Annotated in this window: 17 protein-coding genes; 11 read left to right on the top strand and 6 right to left on the bottom strand. The window is 65.5% G+C overall.

Annotated features, from left to right (window positions below; translation table 11 throughout):
- The first annotated feature begins 55 nt into the window (after positions 1-55).
- The 9 genes from DAT37_RS35810 (at position 56) to DAT37_RS35775 (ending at position 6,140) form a co-directional block, all read left to right on the top strand.
- The gene (locus tag DAT37_RS35810) at positions 56-490 is read left to right on the top strand and encodes a hypothetical protein (RefSeq protein ID WP_109529381.1); all 435 of its coding nucleotides are present in this window, start codon (positions 56-58) and stop codon (positions 488-490) included.
- A gap of 42 nt (positions 491-532) precedes the next feature.
- The gene (locus DAT37_RS35805; RefSeq protein WP_109529380.1) at positions 533-1,180 is read left to right on the top strand and encodes a hypothetical protein; all 648 of its coding nucleotides are present in this window, start codon (positions 533-535) and stop codon (positions 1,178-1,180) included.
- 100 nt (positions 1,181-1,280) lie between these two features.
- Complete coding sequence (locus DAT37_RS35800; protein ID WP_109529379.1) at positions 1,281-2,114, top strand: class I SAM-dependent methyltransferase; 834 nt, start codon at positions 1,281-1,283, stop codon at positions 2,112-2,114.
- Between the two features lie 49 nt (positions 2,115-2,163).
- A complete protein-coding gene (locus DAT37_RS35795; RefSeq protein WP_109529378.1) occupies positions 2,164-2,736 on the top strand; it encodes a hypothetical protein in 573 nt (190 codons plus the stop codon).
- Between the two features lie 50 nt (positions 2,737-2,786).
- Entirely contained in the window at positions 2,787-2,939 is a 153-nt protein-coding gene (locus tag DAT37_RS44500; protein ID WP_157978856.1) for a hypothetical protein, read from the top strand.
- A gap of 386 nt (positions 2,940-3,325) precedes the next feature.
- Positions 3,326-4,564 (top strand): hypothetical protein, encoded by a 1,239-nt coding sequence (locus tag DAT37_RS35790; RefSeq protein WP_109529377.1) that lies wholly within the window; start codon positions 3,326-3,328, stop codon positions 4,562-4,564.
- Positions 4,565-4,628: 64 nt separating this feature from the next.
- Positions 4,629-4,847 carry a hypothetical protein gene (locus DAT37_RS35785; protein WP_109529376.1) on the top strand — a complete coding sequence of 73 codons (219 nt, stop codon included), beginning with the start codon at positions 4,629-4,631 and terminating at the stop codon, positions 4,845-4,847.
- Positions 4,848-4,930: 83 nt separating this feature from the next.
- A complete protein-coding gene (locus DAT37_RS35780) occupies positions 4,931-5,242 on the top strand; it encodes a hypothetical protein (RefSeq protein ID WP_109529375.1) in 312 nt (103 codons plus the stop codon).
- A 112-nt stretch (positions 5,243-5,354) separates the two neighbouring features.
- The gene (locus DAT37_RS35775; RefSeq protein WP_109529374.1) at positions 5,355-6,140 is read left to right on the top strand and encodes a ParB/RepB/Spo0J family partition protein; all 786 of its coding nucleotides are present in this window, start codon (positions 5,355-5,357) and stop codon (positions 6,138-6,140) included.
- Positions 6,141-6,296: 156 nt separating this feature from the next.
- On the opposite strand, the gene DAT37_RS35770 is transcribed toward DAT37_RS35775, so the two are convergent.
- From DAT37_RS35770 to DAT37_RS35750, 5 genes are all read right to left on the bottom strand, one after another.
- The gene (locus tag DAT37_RS35770) at positions 6,297-7,526 is read right to left on the bottom strand and encodes an acyl-CoA dehydrogenase family protein (protein WP_109529373.1); all 1,230 of its coding nucleotides are present in this window, start codon (positions 7,524-7,526) and stop codon (positions 6,297-6,299) included.
- 84 nt (positions 7,527-7,610) lie between these two features.
- Entirely contained in the window at positions 7,611-8,588 is a 978-nt protein-coding gene (locus DAT37_RS35765) for an NAD(P)H-dependent flavin oxidoreductase (RefSeq protein ID WP_109529372.1), read from the bottom strand.
- A gap of 38 nt (positions 8,589-8,626) precedes the next feature.
- A complete protein-coding gene (locus DAT37_RS35760; protein WP_109529371.1) occupies positions 8,627-9,871 on the bottom strand; it encodes a cytochrome P450 in 1,245 nt (414 codons plus the stop codon).
- A gap of 47 nt (positions 9,872-9,918) precedes the next feature.
- Positions 9,919-11,139, bottom strand: coding sequence for an NAD(P)/FAD-dependent oxidoreductase (locus tag DAT37_RS35755; protein ID WP_109529370.1), 1,221 nt, complete (start codon positions 11,137-11,139; stop codon positions 9,919-9,921).
- 2 nt (positions 11,140-11,141) lie between these two features.
- Complete coding sequence (locus DAT37_RS35750) at positions 11,142-11,336, bottom strand: ferredoxin (protein WP_109529369.1); 195 nt, start codon at positions 11,334-11,336, stop codon at positions 11,142-11,144.
- Between the two features lie 131 nt (positions 11,337-11,467).
- Here DAT37_RS35750 and DAT37_RS35745 point away from each other — a divergent pair, with 131 nt between their 5' ends.
- Positions 11,468-12,901: an aldehyde dehydrogenase family protein gene (locus tag DAT37_RS35745; RefSeq protein ID WP_109529368.1), complete on the top strand. Its 1,434-nt coding sequence runs from the start codon at positions 11,468-11,470 to the stop codon at positions 12,899-12,901.
- Positions 12,902-13,107: 206 nt separating this feature from the next.
- On the top strand, positions 13,108-13,623 hold the full coding sequence (locus tag DAT37_RS35740) for a TetR/AcrR family transcriptional regulator (protein WP_269814827.1): 516 nt from the start codon (positions 13,108-13,110) through the stop codon (positions 13,621-13,623).
- Between the two features lie 33 nt (positions 13,624-13,656).
- On the opposite strand, the gene DAT37_RS35735 is transcribed toward DAT37_RS35740, so the two are convergent.
- On the bottom strand, positions 13,657-14,526 hold the full coding sequence (locus DAT37_RS35735) for an SDR family oxidoreductase (RefSeq protein ID WP_109529366.1): 870 nt from the start codon (positions 14,524-14,526) through the stop codon (positions 13,657-13,659).
- Positions 14,527-15,945 lie beyond the last annotated feature (1,419 nt).

Below are 15,945 nucleotides of genomic sequence, written 5' to 3'. Positions count from 1 at the left end.
GGCGGCTCCGGCCACCGGCCACCGGCCACCGCACGATCTGGCGGTCGCGGTCACCGTGCACCAGCTCGCCCTCGACCCGCCGTGGCGGGGGTTACTCGACCATGTCGTGTTCCTCGCCGAGGTCGGCCTCGACGGCCGCCTGCGCCCCAGCCACCCACCCCACGCGCTGAGGACCATGATCGCGGCGGCAGCGCGCGCGGAATTCCGGCACGTCGTCATCGCCGCAGGCGAGAACACCGACGACCTCGACCCGATCGAAGGCATCACCGTCGTGGCCCGCCCCGATCTTCGGGGAGTCCTCGACTGGCTCGAGGCGCTGCCCAACCACCAGCCCACCGCCGCCGCTTCACCGGAGTCGCCCGGGATACCTATCGCCCACCACCTCGGACCCGCCCGGGTCCACGACCTGCGGGCAGTCCTCGACGGTCCCGACAGCAACCCCGACCGGTCACCGACCTCGTCGACGCCACCGAGCAAGGACAACTGTTGACCACCCGCGCCCTCGTGGCGCCCGCATCGGGAGGAGACCAGCATGGGTTCGACCGGATACCAGGTGTCGGCCTCGGTCGACACACACCGCTTCGTCCTGGACAACCTACGCGAACAACTGCGCGACGGGCACCGGGTCGTGGCCCACTGCCGCACCGCGCTGGGCACCGGCCACCGGGGCGGCTGGTCCTATGCCCTCTACGCCGCGATCACCGACACCACCACGCCGGAGACGGTGTCAGCGCACGTGGTGCTGTACCTGCGCAGCCACCGCAGCGGGTCCTCCGAGATCGTCGTCAAGCACTTGCACGAGACCGAAGGACCGGTCCAGCACCACGGCGTCACCCGCCGCGTGCTCGAAGCTCTCACCCCCAGCGAACATCCGCATGCCTGCCGGTGGCGGACCGAAGCGCTCCGCCATCACCGCGCCGTGGCCGATGCCCGCCGACGCGCCCGCGACACGGTCGGGGCGGTCATCCGGTTGGACCGCACCTACACCTACGGCCACGGCGTCGGCACCGTCCAACAGGTCATGGTGTGCTCCCCCACCCAGTGGCGGCGCGCCGAGATCACCGATGCCGGGACCGTCACGAACAGTCCCCTGCTGCGCGCCGCCCCAGGGTGGGCGCTGCGCGCATTCGAGATCCTGCGCGCACCCGCACAACCCGCGCCGCACACCCCACGCACCTGAAACCCGCACGACACCAACCATTTTCCACATCCCAACCACCTTTCGCCGCACCCCTGTGCCCGGGGTGCGGCGTCTTTGCTGTGTTCGGAGGTCGATCGTCATGGGCAGACTCACTCGCGCGCAGGCCGACGCGCATCGCGAAGCGCTCGGGTTGGCCGGGCTGCGCCGCGATCTGGACGAGGAGGAGAAACGCTTCGTCCTCACCCACTTCCAGGAATCGGCGAACCAGAACCACCCTCCCGGTGGCGCGTTCTTCACCCCCACCGATCTCGCGGACTGTATGTCGCTGGATGTCATCGGTAACCGGGTGATCGACCTGTGCGCCGGGATCGGCGCGCTGGCTTTCGCCTGCCGCAACCCCTCAGAGCAGGCCAACGGGCGACCGCCGCGCGAAATCGTCTGTGTGGAAGCTGATCCCGCATTCGTGGCCGTCGGGATGAAGCTGGTTCCCGAGGCCACCTGGGTCTGCGCCGATGTGTTCGATGTCGGGCGCTACCGGTGGCGGTTGTTCGATACCGCGATCGCCAACCCGCCTTTCGGCAACCATCCTCGCAGCGGCAACGCCCCCGGATTCCTCGGATCCAAATTCGAGTACCACGTGATCGCTTTGGCTTCCCACCTTGCCAGTCACGGAGTCTTCCTGGTCCCGCAGTCCTCAGCGCCCTTCAAGTACAGCGGAGGCCAGGCGATGCGCGACGGGCAGGGCGACGCCGAGTACAAGCGTTTCTCCTCCGGCACCGGCATCACCCTCGAACCCGGATGCAGTGTCGATACCGCCTTCCACGACCCGTACTGGCATCAGCGACCGCCCCGGACCGAGATCGTCACCACCGAATTCGGTGACAGCGCCCTCGCCCGTCGCCGCCGCGCCCGCACCCGACCACACGCCGCAGTGGAGACCGCGGCGTGGGACCGGACTGCTCACGCCAGCTGAACACACCCACCCTTCTTCGCGCGTCGACCGATAGGAGTTCGGATTCGTCATGCCCACACCAGGTTTCAGCCTCTCGACCAATACCAATACCGCCGAATACGGGGCCTCCTACACCCTGTTCCGCACCGACGAGGCACCGTTGACCGGGACGGTGTTCACCGACATGGGCGAACACACCGTCCCGGTCGACGGGATCCCCGCGCGCCGGTCGATGGTGATCGTCCGGTTCTTCGGTCTGCGCGCCCACGGTGAGGCGTTGGGCAATCCGCGGGTGCTGGCCCGGTTCACACCCGGTGACCCGGGGCGTGGCGCTGCGGCGGCGGTGTGTCTGGGTGAGCCCGGCCGCTTGGTGCTGGACCTCGGGTACCCGCTCGACACCGTCGACACGGATCTGCGGGAGTTGTTGTGCGACACCGTCATCGAGATCGCCGCCGAGTTCCTGACCGACGAACGCGCCGCCCACCACCGCCACCACCGCGCCGAACTACGCCGCCAGGACATCGCCGCCGAACTCGGAACCCTCGACGTGCGCCAACAGCGCGGCTTCCGACGCCTGGCCGCCGCCCGCGCCGACACCGACGCCGCCTGGGCACTCGTGCAGGCACTGCGCCAACAAACCTGACCAGCCCCGCACCGCGCCCGACCCGATCGCAGTCACCTGGAGGAGCTTCGATGACGCTCGATACCGACCCGGTATTCACCCCGACGGTGATCGAAGATCTGCGTGCGGTGCTGGCGTACGCGGAGATCGGCGGGGACGCGACTACGACGAATGCGACCTGCACGATCGAGCCCATCACATCCTGCACCCGATCCGACGCCTGAACGCGTGGCTCGAAGGCGCACCGGAACCGACACCGTCTTTCGCCTACATCCAGCAGGGCGGCACGAGCACCGAGTACTACCTGCACGCCTTCGACACCGCCGCCGAAGCCGAAAACGGCCGTCTGGACTGCGGCCACGACGTGGGAGGCGGCTTCAACACCACTGCGGTGGTGGCGATACCCGCACTCACCAGCGAACAACTCGACGCGATCGAAGAACTCATCCAACAGCTCGACAACCTGCACCGCGCCGCCACAGCCCAGGACGACCCTCCCGTCCCGAACACCTGACCCGGCCGCGCACAACACCCCCTGTTCACGCGAAACCCACCCCCGACCGGTGGGTGTCGCGTCGTATCCGCCTGTCCGAGAAAGGATCTACACCTCATGTCGATCGCTTCGTGTGTGCGTCACGCCGAACTGGGTGACCTCGTCGGTCTGCTCAACGATCAGCAGGCCGCCAAACTCGATGTCCTGGCCCCCGCCTCCGCGCTGCGCGCCTCCGACGGGTTGTTGCAGCTCTCCGGGGTGGAGCCGGTCTTCGACGACCGCGGCGTCACGACCGTGGACGGCCTGTATCAGCCGACCGGTGCGGCGGATTCGCATCTGGGATCCAAGCTCAAGATCCCCGCCGGATACCTGCGCTCGTTGCGCGAGTCCCAGCGCACCGACCTCTACGACGCCAACATCAACGGCCTGCTCCACGGCCCGACCGATCCGCGCCTGCCCGGCGGCCCCGACGAACGCTCGTTCCTGCTCAGGTTGTTCACCTCCGGCCACCCGGATCAGCCGGGGGTGTTGCGGGCGGTGCTCTCGGACCGTTACGGGATCATCGACAACCTCGACGTGCTCACCGCCGTCCTGGACGGGATCCGCCTCGCCGACACCGAGGTCACGGTGCGCTCCTGTGACCTGTCGGAATCCTCCATGCACTGCAAGGTGTACTCACCCAAGATCCGCGCACTCGCCCCAACCTTTCTCGAGAACTATCGGACCCCGTTCGCCAACCCTGAACTCGAAGCCGAACGCCGCCGCGTCGCCGGACAGATCGACACCGGCCGCCGCCTGGCCGCCCGCGACAACCGCGGCTACCGACCCGGTGCCGAACCGGTGGTCTTCGCCGGGTTGCGGTTCTCCAACAGCGAGATCGGCCACCACGCCGTCACGTTGAAACCCGAACTGCTGGTACAGATCTGCGGCAACGGCCTCACCTTGCCGTTGTTCGCGTTCACCAAACGCCACGTCGGTGACCGCCTCGAAATCGGCGGCACCCGCGCCTGGTCCCAAGACACCCAACGCAAACGGCTCGCGGTCATCACCGCCGAGACCCGCGACAAAGTCTCGGAGTGGATGTCGCCGGGATTCCTGACCGCGCGGGTCGCGGAGTTGGAACGCCACGCCGGGACCCCGGTCACCCAACCCGAACGCACCCTCGAAGTCATGAGCAAGAAACTCGGGTTCACCGAGGACGAACGCACCGGGATCCTGTCGCATTTCATCGCCGGGGGACAACTCACCGCGGCCGGGATCGCCAACGCGGTCACCAGCTACTCCCAAACCATCCCCGACCCCGACCGCGCCGACAACCTCGACGACCTCGCCCTCACCGCGATGACCCTCGTCTGACCCACCCACACCAGGTCTCTCGATCCCCTTTCCTCTGTCCCCCGCTTTCGAAGGAGTTGTGCCCATGGCCGAAACCACCACCCTGACCCGTGCCGAGTTCGACACCGCCGAGCACTTCGGCGCCGCCGGTGCGGCGACCGCGCTCGGTGCCGAGACCGTCGCCCGCTGGCGCGAGGAATTCCCGGACTGGAAGACCAAGCACTGGGCCTACAGCGACCCCGAATCCCCGCACGGGGCCAGGTACCTGTGCCCGATCAACGTCGCCACCCGCACCAAGAAATAGACCCGCGACCCGGCCGAGCGGGGGTGGCGCGCTGCCCCCGCCTCCGCCGCAACCAGCTATCCCGAGGAAGGACGACCGCTCTCATGACGAAGAAGAAACAGAAGCTGCGACTCCCGCAGGGCTTCGACGCGGTCGAGGACATCCTCGGTCTCGACGCCGAGGGCTGCGTGGTCATCCGGTTCGGCACCGATCACACGATGGTGCTGACCCCGTGCTGTCACGCCAGCGGCAAAGGCAGCGCCGATTCGATGTCAGGGGTCGTGTGCCGGGCCTGCTACCGCGACGTGCACTACAAACACGGCGGCATCGAGGCCGAGATCGCGATCCCCCGCGACGACCTCGACATCGTCCTCGACGGCGAACCCCAGACACCACGCAAGCCTCGAAACGAGTAGCCGCTCCCCCACACCACTCATCCATTCATCGAAATTTCCCGTCCTCGAGGCAGGGACCGGCCAGTCCAAAGCTGGCCGGTCCCTGCCTCTTTCACGATAGGAGTCCGCCTCGATGCCCACCGACACCGACACGCCCGCCACCACCGACATCGGCGAAACGGTCAACACCGTCGACCTCGCGCCCGATCCCGCCGACCTCGACTCCGCGCGCGATCCCGGCACCGCCCCGGACACCCCCGCCACCGAGACCGACACCGTCGACACCGGGACTGTCGAGGGTGGTGATTATCTCGACGGGTTGTGCACGGGCTCGACCGTGCATCCGGCGTTGCTCGAGATCGATGAGAACGTGCGCAAAACGTTCCAGCTCCAGGACCATCCCGAGGTCACCGAGTCCATCCGCGAACACGGTGTCCGTGACCCGATCCTGGTCGTCCGGACCCCCGACGGGCGATTGATCGTGCGCGACGGGCAGGTCCGCACCCTCACCGCCCTGGCCTGCGACCTTTCCGAGGTGCCGGTCTACATCCGCGATTTCGACCCGAACGTGGACAGCAACGAGGCCGAGATCGAGCGCATCACCGAACAGATCACCCTCAACGACCGGCGCATCCCGCTCACCAACAGCGACCGCGCCGCCGGAATCGCGCTGATGCTGGACCTCGGCGCGTCACCCACCCGCGTCGCCAAGGCATTGCAGACCAAACGCGACGAGGTCAAACTCGTCGGCAAGGTCGGCACCAGCGCGACCGCGCGCAGGCTCATCGATGACGACGACCAGTACGACCTCGCCCACGCCGCGGTCATCGCCGAATACGAGAACATCGGCGACCACGACGCTGTACGACGGTTGCTCAACGTGCGCAGCAGCGAGTCCGGACCCTGTTCCCGCAGATAGTGGCGGGTTGATTCGGTGTGGCGGCGACCGACCTGTGCAGCGCTTGGGTCAGGTACATAGGTTCTTCTCCTGTGGCGAAAGAAAGCTTCTTCGAGTGCGCGGCGGACGCGTGGTGGTACCGCCGCGGTTCGGTGATGCTCGATCGTGGACGAGCGATCAGCCTGTGATGTCGCGGCCGATCAACTGGCGGGCGATCACCCATTGCAGAACTTCGTTGGCGCCTTCGAAGATCTCGAGTATCTTCGCGTCACGGAAGATCTCCTCGAGCCGATAGGTCTCCCCGGTGGCGCTGACCTGACGAGCGAACCCGTACGCGCCGTGGACCTGTAGCGCATCACGAGCGAGATCGTTGGCCAACCGGGTGGCGTAGGACTTGGCCATAGATGCTTCCGGCTCACCTGAGCGGTCGCCTCGGTCCAGTCTCACGGCGGCCTTCTGATACATGGCGCGGGCTGCTTCGAGTTCGGTGGCGCGTTCGGCGAATTTGAACTGCCAGTACTGCATTTCGCCCAACTTCTTTCCGAACAGCTCTCGGCTACGCAGCCGCTGCACGGCCAGATCGAGCGCGGCTTGCGCCACTCCGACACCCGCGGCGGCTATCCCGACGCGACCGGCCGCAAGCGATGCCAACGCGGTACCCAGGCCTCGTCCGGGCAGGCCGAGCGCGTGGTCGGCGGGCACGGCGACATTGTCGAACACGATATCCGCGGTGATCTGCCCGCGATGGCCCATCTTGAGGTCGGGCTGTCCCACCGCGACCCCCGATGCGCGCGTATCGATGAGCAGCATCGTCGCGTCGCCGCTGTCCCCGTCGCGGCACAGCACGCACACCCAATCGGCGACGATCGAGTTGGTGATCCAGCGTTTGCGTCCGTTCACGACGAACCCGTCGTCGGTGCGGGTAGCGACGGTTTTCAGCGCGGTGGGGGTGAGGTCGCTCGATGCGTCCGGTTCTGTGGTGGCGAAAGCGAATACCAGATCACCGGAGATCAGTCCCGGCAGAACCTTTTCGAGCACCTGTGGTTGCGCGAACGACAACGCGCGGGCGTTGAGAATGCACTGGCCGTCGTACACACCGGCCAGGCTCGAACTCTCGTAGGCGATCTCCTCGGTCACGATGCATGTCGCGAGCATCCGGTGGGTGAGGCCGTCGCCGAAGGGCTTGTCGAACGGCACAGCAAAGCAGCCCGCACTCGCCAGCCCGCGGAACGCTTCCCAGGGGAAGGACTCGATCGACTCCTCCCGTTGCGCGATCTCGCGCGCTACCGGCGCCAGATGGGTCGTGACCGCGGTGCGCGCCATGGCACGCACATGCGCGACGTCCTCGGGCAGGAATACGTCGTGCCAGATCCGGTCGCCGGTCCTGATTACCGCGTCCGATGTCATGAACAGTCCTTTCGGTACGAGAGGTCGCGGCTTCCCGGTCGATGCCTTTGCTGTCGGATGAACGCCGCAACAGGTCCATACGGGTCATTTCTGAATGAGGACGTCGCCGAGCCGACCCTTGATGAGTTCACCGGCTTCGGTGACGATCCGGTCGATCAACTCCGACACCGTCGGGATGTCGTGGATCAGCCCCTGGACCATCCCCGCGGTCCAGATGCCCAGATCGAGATCGCCGACCTCGTAGACCTTGCGGCCTCGGACACCGGCCACCAGTTCGCGGACGTCGTCGAACTGCCCGCCACTGTCGAATATCGAGACGACCTCGGTGCTGACCGCGTTGCGGGCCACCCGCGCGGTGTTGCGCAGGGACCGGAAGATGAGATCGGTGTCGTGTTCGCTGGCCTCGACCAGTCGGCGCTTCACGTTTTCGTGTACAGGTGCCTCGGTCGTGGCGACGAACCGCGTTCCCATGTTGATTCCGTCGGCACCGAGAGCGAGCGCGGCGACCAGCCCGCGGGCATCGGCCAACCCCCCGGACGCGAGCATCGGAATGGTGATCTTCTCGGTGGCGGCCGGGATCAGGACGAGCCCCGGGATATCGTCTTCGCCGGGGTGGCCCGCGCACTCGAATCCGTCGATCGATATTCCGTCGACACCCAGTTGCTGGGCTTTGACAGCGTGGCGCACGCTTGTGCACTTGTGCAGTACCTTCACCCCGCCCGCCTTGAACGCGGGCAGATGCTCGGCAGGGTTGAAACCGGCGGTTTCCACGACCCCCACACCGGATTCGATGATGACATCACGATATTCGACATAGGGCGGCGGTTTGATCGAGGGCAGGATCGTGAGGTTGACACCGAATGGCTTGTCAGTGAGCTGTCGACACCGATAGATCTCTTCGGCCAGGTCCTCCGGTGTCGGTTGGGTCAGCGCGGTGAGGAAACCCAGACCTCCGGCATTGGCCACCGCCGAAACCAGCCCGGCGCGGCCGACCCACTGCATCCCGCCCTGAACGATGGGGTATTCCACACCGAACACATCACAGAATCGTGTTCGTACCATTGTCGATATCCTTTCGTCAGCGGTGCGAGCCGCGCCGATCACAGAGTGCAGGGCAGCCGTTTGACCGCGTGAACGAAACTGCTGACCAGGTATTGCGGCTCACCCACAGACAGGTTCGGAACTCGGAAGAGCAACTCTTCGAAAAGGGCCCGCAGCTGCCTTTTCGCCAGCATGTTCCCCATGCAGTAGTGGGGTCCACCACCGCCGAACGCCAAGTGCGGGTTCAACTCTCGCCCCAGGTCGAGAGTGTCGGGATTGTCGAAGACCGACTCGTCACGGTTGCCCGAGGGATAGAACATGACCACTTTCTCTCCGGCTGCGATCTGATGCCCGGCGAGTTCGACATCTCGGGTCGCGGTGCGCCGGAACGTCACCACCGGTGAGGCCCAACGCACGAACTCCTCGATCGCGGGACCGATCCGGCCCTCGAAATCCGCTGCCAGCCATCGACGTTGCTCGGGGAAGTCCTGCAGTGCCTTCACGCCGTGGGTGATGGTGTTACGCGTCGTGTCGTTCCCGGCCACCGCGAGCAGGCAGAAGAAGGCGGTGATCTCGTCGTCGGTGAGCCGCTCTCCGTCGACCTCGGCGTGGACCAGACTGGTCATGAGGTCGTCCTGTGGTTCTGCCCGGCGCGCCTGGACCATCTCGAGGGCCGTGCCCGCCAGGGCGAAAATCGATTCACCCATGAGCTGGATCGGCTCGCGGTCACCGCGGACATCGGGATCGGCGTGGGACACCAGCCGATCTGCGGCCTCGGCGACGAGGTACCGCTTGTCCTCGGGCACACCGACCATCTCGCAGATGGTCCACATCGGCAGGCGCATCGAGACGTGGTGGACGAAGTCGCAATCACCGGTGTCGAGTAGTTCGTCGATGATGCGGGCGGCCTGGTCACGAATCTGCTGCTCGATCGTCGCGAGACGCCGCGGCGTGAACGCCGCGCTGACCAGACGCCGCAACTTGGTGTGGCGCGGCGGGTCCATCGCGAGGAACGACTGGGTGGCTTCGAGCACTTGCGCCGGATGGTTCTCCATCTGGACGCCCCTGCCGGAACAGAACAATTCCGGATGGTTGCTGACGTAGCGGATGTCCTGGTGGCGTACGACGGCCCAGAATCCGTCCCCCTCCTCGACCGGCAGGATCCCGCCCGCCGCGGGTGGGTGCCAGCTGATCGGATCGTGTTCGCGCAGAACCTTGAAGGTCTTCTCGCGTTCGACGGCGGTACTCGCCCAGAAGGCGATCGAGGAAATATCGACAGGCGAAAAGGTGTGTGCGATAGTCATTTACACTTCCCAGAATTCTGTGTGAGTCTGCGGTCGGAACCGAGCGGTCACTTCGAGGCGGCTCGGGCACGCGCATAGGCACATGCCTCGTCGAAACTCACGCGCCGGTTGATCAGGTTGCGGTATTTCATGATGTGCCGCTGACCATTGAGGGTCAGGGCCGCGCCGAGCAGATCCCCATCGCGATACAAGACCACGAAGTGGTCGCTGTCGAGCGCTCCGGACACGACTTCGTATCCCTGATGCCCGGGAACTCCCACGAATTGGATACGGTGCTCATACCAGTCCGACCAGAAATAGGGCACCGTCGAATACGGCTGTGCTGTAGCGGGATCGATCGCGTTGAGCGCGGCGCGTGCTCCCTGCTCGGCGGCGCTGCTCCAATGCTCGACCCGCATACGACGACCGAAAAGCGAGTTGTGCCAGTTCGCCACATCACCAGCGGCGTAGACGCCCTCGGCCCCGGTCGCCAGGAACTCGTCGCAGACCACACCATCGTCGACACCGACACCGCTTCCAGCGAGCCAGTCGGTCGCGGGCACCGTACCGATCCCGACAACGACCAGGTCGGCGCCCAGGACGGTCCCGTCAGTGAGACATACCCGCGCGACTGTGCCGCGTTCTCCCTCGATCGCGGCCACCTCGGCACCGCAGGACACTTGCGTTCCGTGTGCGCGATGTATCCGTGTCAGCGCCGCACCGAGATCGGGGCCGACCGATCGAGTCAACGGGGCGGTTCGAGCTTCCACGACGGTGACGGGCAGGCCGCGTTTGCGTGCTGCGCAAGCGACTTCCGAACCGATGAACCCGCCACCGATGACAACGGTGCGGGCGTTCGCGTCCAGGGCAGCGCGCACCGCGTGCGCGTCATCGTGGGTGCGCAGGACGTGTACCCCCGACAGCGTCTCCGCGGGCCCGGGAATTCGGCGCGCGGCGGCACCGGTTGCGATCACCGCGGCGCTGTAGTCGATCGAGCGTTCGCCCACCGTGACGGTTTTCCGATTCGTGTCGATCCCCGTCGCGGCGGCGCCGAGCACCAGTTCGACGTTCAAGTCCTCGGTCAACGTCTCGTATGCGCGCAACCGGGTGGACTCCGGCAGCGGTCCCGCCTCGAGGATTCTCTTCGACAGCGGAGGGCGGCCGTAGGGCAGGTGCGGTTCTTCGCCGATGAGCGCTATCGCGCCGCCGTAACCCGCGCCGCGAGCGGCTTCCGCTGCCCGTAGGCCCGCCAGTGACGCGCCGACGACGATCAGTCGCTCGACCGTCATCGCTAGTCGTCCTCGAGGCGTAGCGCCTCGGTCGGGCATCCCGCGACAGCGGCGCGTACCGCAGCGCCAATCTGCTGGGGTATCTCGGCGCGCCGAACCAGCAGGGCACCGCTCTCATCGATTTCGAAGATCTCCGAGGCGAACGACTCACAGATACCGAGACCCGCGCACCTGCTGTAGTCGACGGCGACTTTCATGACGGCACTCCTTCGCGGCCGGTCGATGCACTCCGCATCGCAGTCAAACATAACATAACTCATGATATGTTTGCAAAGGTCGGCGCCGTTTCCACCGGATTGCCACCACACTCCAACGAAGGAGACAATTCATGTCCGAGCCAGCACCTGCGCACACATCGACGCCCACCACCGCGCATCCCACTCTCACGACCACCTCGAACACCGAGATCACGGCAGCGGTCCAGCGGCTGCGCACCCGATTCGCTACGGGGCGCACACTGTCTGATCAGTGGCGCAAGGACCAATTGCTCGCACTGGAGGCCCTGCTCGTCGAACGCGAGCAGGAATTCATCGCCGCGCTCGCCGCGGACCTGGGACGCCCCGCAACGGAGGGATGGCTGGCCGACCTGGCACCTGTGATCGCGGAATCGCGCTATGCGCGAGGACATCTGAGGTCATGGATGCGGCCACGCCGTACCGGGATTCCGTTGAGCGCGCGGCCCGGCCGTGCCTGGTACCAGTACGAGCCTCTGGGGGTAGCCCTGGTCATCGGGCCGTGGAACTATCCCGTCTTCCTCACCCTGGCACCGCTCGTCGGTGCGATCGCAGCGGGCAACTGCGCCATCGTCAAACCGTCCGAGCACGCCCCGACAGTGTCGGCGTTGCTGGCCGAACTGATTCCGAACTATCTCGACCCGCAGGCGTTCGCCGTGGTCCAAGGGGCGGCAGAGCAGACACAACAATTGCTGGGCCACGGGTTGGACCATGTGTTCTTCACCGGCGGCGCACAGATCGGCAAGGCCGTTATGGCCGGTGCTGCCGAACATCTGACGCCGGTGACCCTCGAACTCGGCGGCAAGAGTCCGGTCATCCTCGCCGAGGACGCCGACCTGCGGGTCGCAGCGCGCCGCATCGCCTGGACCAAGGCGATGAACTCCGGCCAGACCTGCGTTGCCCCGGACTATGTGCTCGTCCATCTCGATCAACGCGAGCAGTTCATCACCGAATTGCGTCGCGCGATCACCGATTTCGGAGCCGACCGCGATACGTTGCTGCCTTTGGTGCACTCCCGGCACGCCGCGCGCATCGCGGACATGCTGAACAGCAGCGGTGGCCGGATCGTCCACGGTGGGACCGTCGACGCCGATCGAGCGCGGGCCGAGCTGACGATCGTGATCGATCCCGATATCGACTCACCCCTGATGACCGAGGAGATCTTCGGACCGGTTCTGCCCGTGATCACCATCGACTCTCTCGACGCGGCGATCGCTCACGTCCGTGGTGGCCCCAAACCACTCGCTGTCTACCTGTTCAGCTCCGACCGTCGAACCCAGCGGCGCATCCTGACCGAAATCAGCAACGGCAGCACCGTGATCAACCACCTCATGTTCCAGGTGCTGGTCCACCAACTCCCGTTCGGCGGGGTGGGAAACAGCGGAATGGGCGCATATCACGGCCGCTGGGGATTCGAGACCTTCAGTCACCGCAAATCCGTCGTCCGCAAAACGACCTGGCCGGATCCGAATATTCTCTATCCGCCCTACACCACCGCGAAGAAGTGGCTTCTGCGACGCGTGTTCTGACCTTTCGAAACAAACACCGCGACCGGCCTCACCACACGGGCCGGTCGAACTCGTCCCCGGCCCTTCACCCGGCAGCCCGACCGTAATACGCGCGGAGCGCGAGTATACTGAGGCCGATCATGTCGGGCAGTGTGTCCGCGCTATTTTAGGGAGACTGATATCCGTTGCGGTTGTCGGTGACACGAGAAGATTATTTCGAGGCCGCGATGCGGATACTTGCCGATCGAGGACACCACTCGCTCAAGATGTCGACCCTGTGCAAAATGCTGAATGTGACAACGGGATCGTTCTACAACTATTTCGGAAATTGGGCGAATTTCGTCACCGATCTTCTGGAATATTGGGAGAAAGAGCGAACCGATCGCATCGCCGAACTGTCCTCCAGACCAGCTGATCCCAGTGACCGGGTCCGCCTGATGAAAGAGCTGGCCATTCAGGTCCCGCACGGGGCGGAAATCGCCATACGCGCGTGGAGCAACGGTGATCCGATCGTCGCAGAATTCCAGCGCCGTGTGGATCACAGCCGGTTCGAAGCACTGCGCACCCTGGTACGCGATCTGATCGATGACGAGGCAAAGGCGGATCTGCTCTCGGTGATGGGTATCAGCCTGCTCATCGGCATGCAGTCCTGGCGCTCACCGGTCGATATCGAAGAGCTGCACCGCGTGTTCGACGAGTTCGAAGGCGTCATCACCCGATACGCGGACAACAGCGTGCACTGATGCCCGCGAGGTCGATCGCGTTCCGGACGATCCCTACTGCTGTCGGTTCCGGTGATCTTCGACGAGTCCGCGGACACCGGACTCGTAGGAGTCGCGGGCCGCCCGATCCGGACGGTCGAGAACGTGCGCGGCGCCGACATTGCGGCTGATCGCTTCGGACCAACGCCGAGGAACCAGCGACATCAGCGTATAGAGCAGTCGGCCCGTCACAGGAACCCACGCCTCGAAGCGCGGCTTGGCGATCACTTCGACAATCGCGTTCGCGACATCGGCGGCCTCCACCGTGCGCTGGCCCTTCACGGTCGACAATCCCGCCCCCAGTTGGGTATTGACGATCATCGGTACAACGCACGACACTTCGACACCACTGTCGCGCAGTTCGGCGCGAGCCGCTTCGGTGAAACCGATGAGTCCGTACTTCGACGCGCTGTAGGTCACCGCGCCCGCCAGAGCGACACGTCCGACCGCAGAGGACACATTGATGATGTGCCCTCCGCCACGGGCCGCCATCGACGGCGCCACCAGTTTGGTCCCGATGATCGGGCCGTGCAGATTGATATCGATGATCTTGCGGGTCAGTCCCTCGTCTTCCTCCAGAATCCGCCCCAACGGCATGATCCCGGCATTGTTGATCAAGACGTCGATAGGCCCCAGCCGTTGCTCCACCTCGGCGATGAACTCCCGGAAGGAGACACGGTCACTGACGTCGAGGTGCCCGCCGTACGCCGCGACACCCAGCCCCTCGGCGGCAGCCCGCGCTCGGTCACCGTCGAGATCGCCGAGCGCGACGGATGCGCCCTCACCCGCCAGCGCGACGGCCGTGGCGAACCCGATCCCCCGGGCACCGCCGGTAATCGCGACAACTTTGCCGACATGGGATCGCGCGGTCTTGGATCTGAGCATCGGTGACTTCCTTGTCTTCGAATCGTCGACGAGCCAGGACCGAACCGGACTCGACACCGAACAACGCCACTCGCTCGGCCGCCGGGGCGGCCAACAGGCATGAATCATAACATAATCTATCTTATCTATGTGGCCTACTCGAAGTTTCCCATAAGCCGCATTCACTTGGCGGCTATTCCGGTGCGGCAGCCGTTGCCGCGGCAGCAGTCCGCTGACCTGCCTGGCAGATCGGTCGCCACTTCCGCACCCGATCGATCACCGTCTGCGGGATGCTCCCGTAAATGTCATGTGGCCGGCGTAGGTTCTGCGGGCGGGCGGGTCTTTGCGTAATAGACCTGCTCGAGCGCGGAGTCGTTCAAGGCAGCGCATGAGCCTCCGGACTCTCCCCGGGGGATTCAGCTACCCATCCCGACACTCTCTTCGGACCACCGACGCGTCGTGCTGGTGGTAGTCATCGTGGTAATCGATCCGTCTCTCGCGCTACAACCCTGAGTTGCTGTGAACCAGCGGACTCACGTCAGGCTGACACATAGGGCCTTCCCGTAATCGGACAGCTCCGGGGTTGTCGCCGGGTGGGCGCCGAACTCACGATTCAGGACTGTGAACTGATCCATTCCTCAATAGCCAGCGGGACCGGGCCGTGTTCGAAGCAGATGACCACTGAGCCATGGCGTGTCGAGGGGGCTGGGATATCAGGGTCACGGCAGACGCCCGAAGATGTTGCGGTGGTGGCGATTTCTGTGTCCATACCTGCGCTTTGTGACATGCCTGCGCCACCCCCGCTACCACCTCCACCGTTGAAACTTTGGGTTGAACCGTGGAAGCCTCCGCATCCACCCGGGTTGCCACCTCCACCGCCGCCTCCACCGCTGTGGTCTCCATTAGGGGAACCGCCGCTCCCACCGCGGCTGTCCTCGTTGGAGGCTCCCCCGGACGGACAGTTCTCGGCCTTATCTGCAGCAACCTGACCCGGCCGCCCAGCACTACCTCGGTATGGACTGGCGATGATGTCCGGACTGCCTCCGGGGACCGTACTGGTCGACGCACTGTCCCCGCCGTGTCCTGCTGCGCCCGCTGTTCCGCACCCCACACAATCCGGCCTGCTGTCGACTGTGCCCCCTGGGCCTCCGCGGTAGCCGTCGCCCTGCCCGCTTCCGGCCGCGCCACCGCCGCCGCCGCCGGCGGCGATGATCAATTGACTCTCGTCGGCGGCCCGGATCTCTGTGGCATCACCACCTGCACCACCGATACGGCCATCCTGTAACTCGGGGGCGCTGCGCCCGACGATAACGGTCAGTTGTTCGTGCGGTTTCACCATGAACCGCGAGGTAACCTGCGCTCCCAACCCGCCGGACCCACCCACCGCACCTGCAATTCCGTTTCCGCCCTTACCGCCCTTGCCTCCGATGGCAGTAACGA

The organism is Nocardia aurea, assembly GCF_003123685.1.
GTDB lineage: Bacteria > Actinomycetota > Actinomycetes > Mycobacteriales > Mycobacteriaceae > Nocardia > Nocardia aurea.
Note: the sequence above shows the minus strand (reverse complement) of the source record. Positions and strands in the feature narration are given on the sequence as shown.

What these genes read in the sequence shown, in the direction of transcription:
- DAT37_RS35805 (WP_109529380.1), top strand. Translation starts at nt 533, where the DNA reads ATGGGTTCGACCGGATACCAGGTGTCGGCCTCGGTCGACACACACCGC.
- DAT37_RS35800 (WP_109529379.1), top strand. Translation starts at nt 1,281, where the DNA reads ATGGGCAGACTCACTCGCGCGCAGGCCGACGCGCATCGCGAAGCGCTC.
- DAT37_RS35795 (WP_109529378.1), top strand. Translation starts at nt 2,164, where the DNA reads ATGCCCACACCAGGTTTCAGCCTCTCGACCAATACCAATACCGCCGAA.
- DAT37_RS44500 (WP_157978856.1), top strand. Translation starts at nt 2,787, where the DNA reads ATGACGCTCGATACCGACCCGGTATTCACCCCGACGGTGATCGAAGAT.
- DAT37_RS35790 (WP_109529377.1), top strand. Translation starts at nt 3,326, where the DNA reads ATGTCGATCGCTTCGTGTGTGCGTCACGCCGAACTGGGTGACCTCGTC.
- DAT37_RS35785 (WP_109529376.1), top strand. Translation starts at nt 4,629, where the DNA reads ATGGCCGAAACCACCACCCTGACCCGTGCCGAGTTCGACACCGCCGAG.
- DAT37_RS35780 (WP_109529375.1), top strand. Translation starts at nt 4,931, where the DNA reads ATGACGAAGAAGAAACAGAAGCTGCGACTCCCGCAGGGCTTCGACGCG.
- DAT37_RS35775 (WP_109529374.1), top strand. Translation starts at nt 5,355, where the DNA reads ATGCCCACCGACACCGACACGCCCGCCACCACCGACATCGGCGAAACG.
- DAT37_RS35770 (WP_109529373.1), bottom strand. Translation starts at nt 7,526, where the DNA reads ATGACATCGGACGCGGTAATCAGGACCGGCGACCGGATCTGGCACGAC.
- DAT37_RS35765 (WP_109529372.1), bottom strand. Translation starts at nt 8,588, where the DNA reads ATGGTACGAACACGATTCTGTGATGTGTTCGGTGTGGAATACCCCATC.
- DAT37_RS35760 (WP_109529371.1), bottom strand. Translation starts at nt 9,871, where the DNA reads ATGACTATCGCACACACCTTTTCGCCTGTCGATATTTCCTCGATCGCC.
- DAT37_RS35755 (WP_109529370.1), bottom strand. Translation starts at nt 11,139, where the DNA reads ATGACGGTCGAGCGACTGATCGTCGTCGGCGCGTCACTGGCGGGCCTA.
- DAT37_RS35750 (WP_109529369.1), bottom strand. Translation starts at nt 11,336, where the DNA reads ATGAAAGTCGCCGTCGACTACAGCAGGTGCGCGGGTCTCGGTATCTGT.
- DAT37_RS35745 (WP_109529368.1), top strand. Translation starts at nt 11,468, where the DNA reads ATGTCCGAGCCAGCACCTGCGCACACATCGACGCCCACCACCGCGCAT.
- DAT37_RS35740 (WP_269814827.1), top strand. Translation starts at nt 13,108, where the DNA reads ATGCGGATACTTGCCGATCGAGGACACCACTCGCTCAAGATGTCGACC.
- DAT37_RS35735 (WP_109529366.1), bottom strand. Translation starts at nt 14,526, where the DNA reads ATGCTCAGATCCAAGACCGCGCGATCCCATGTCGGCAAAGTTGTCGCG.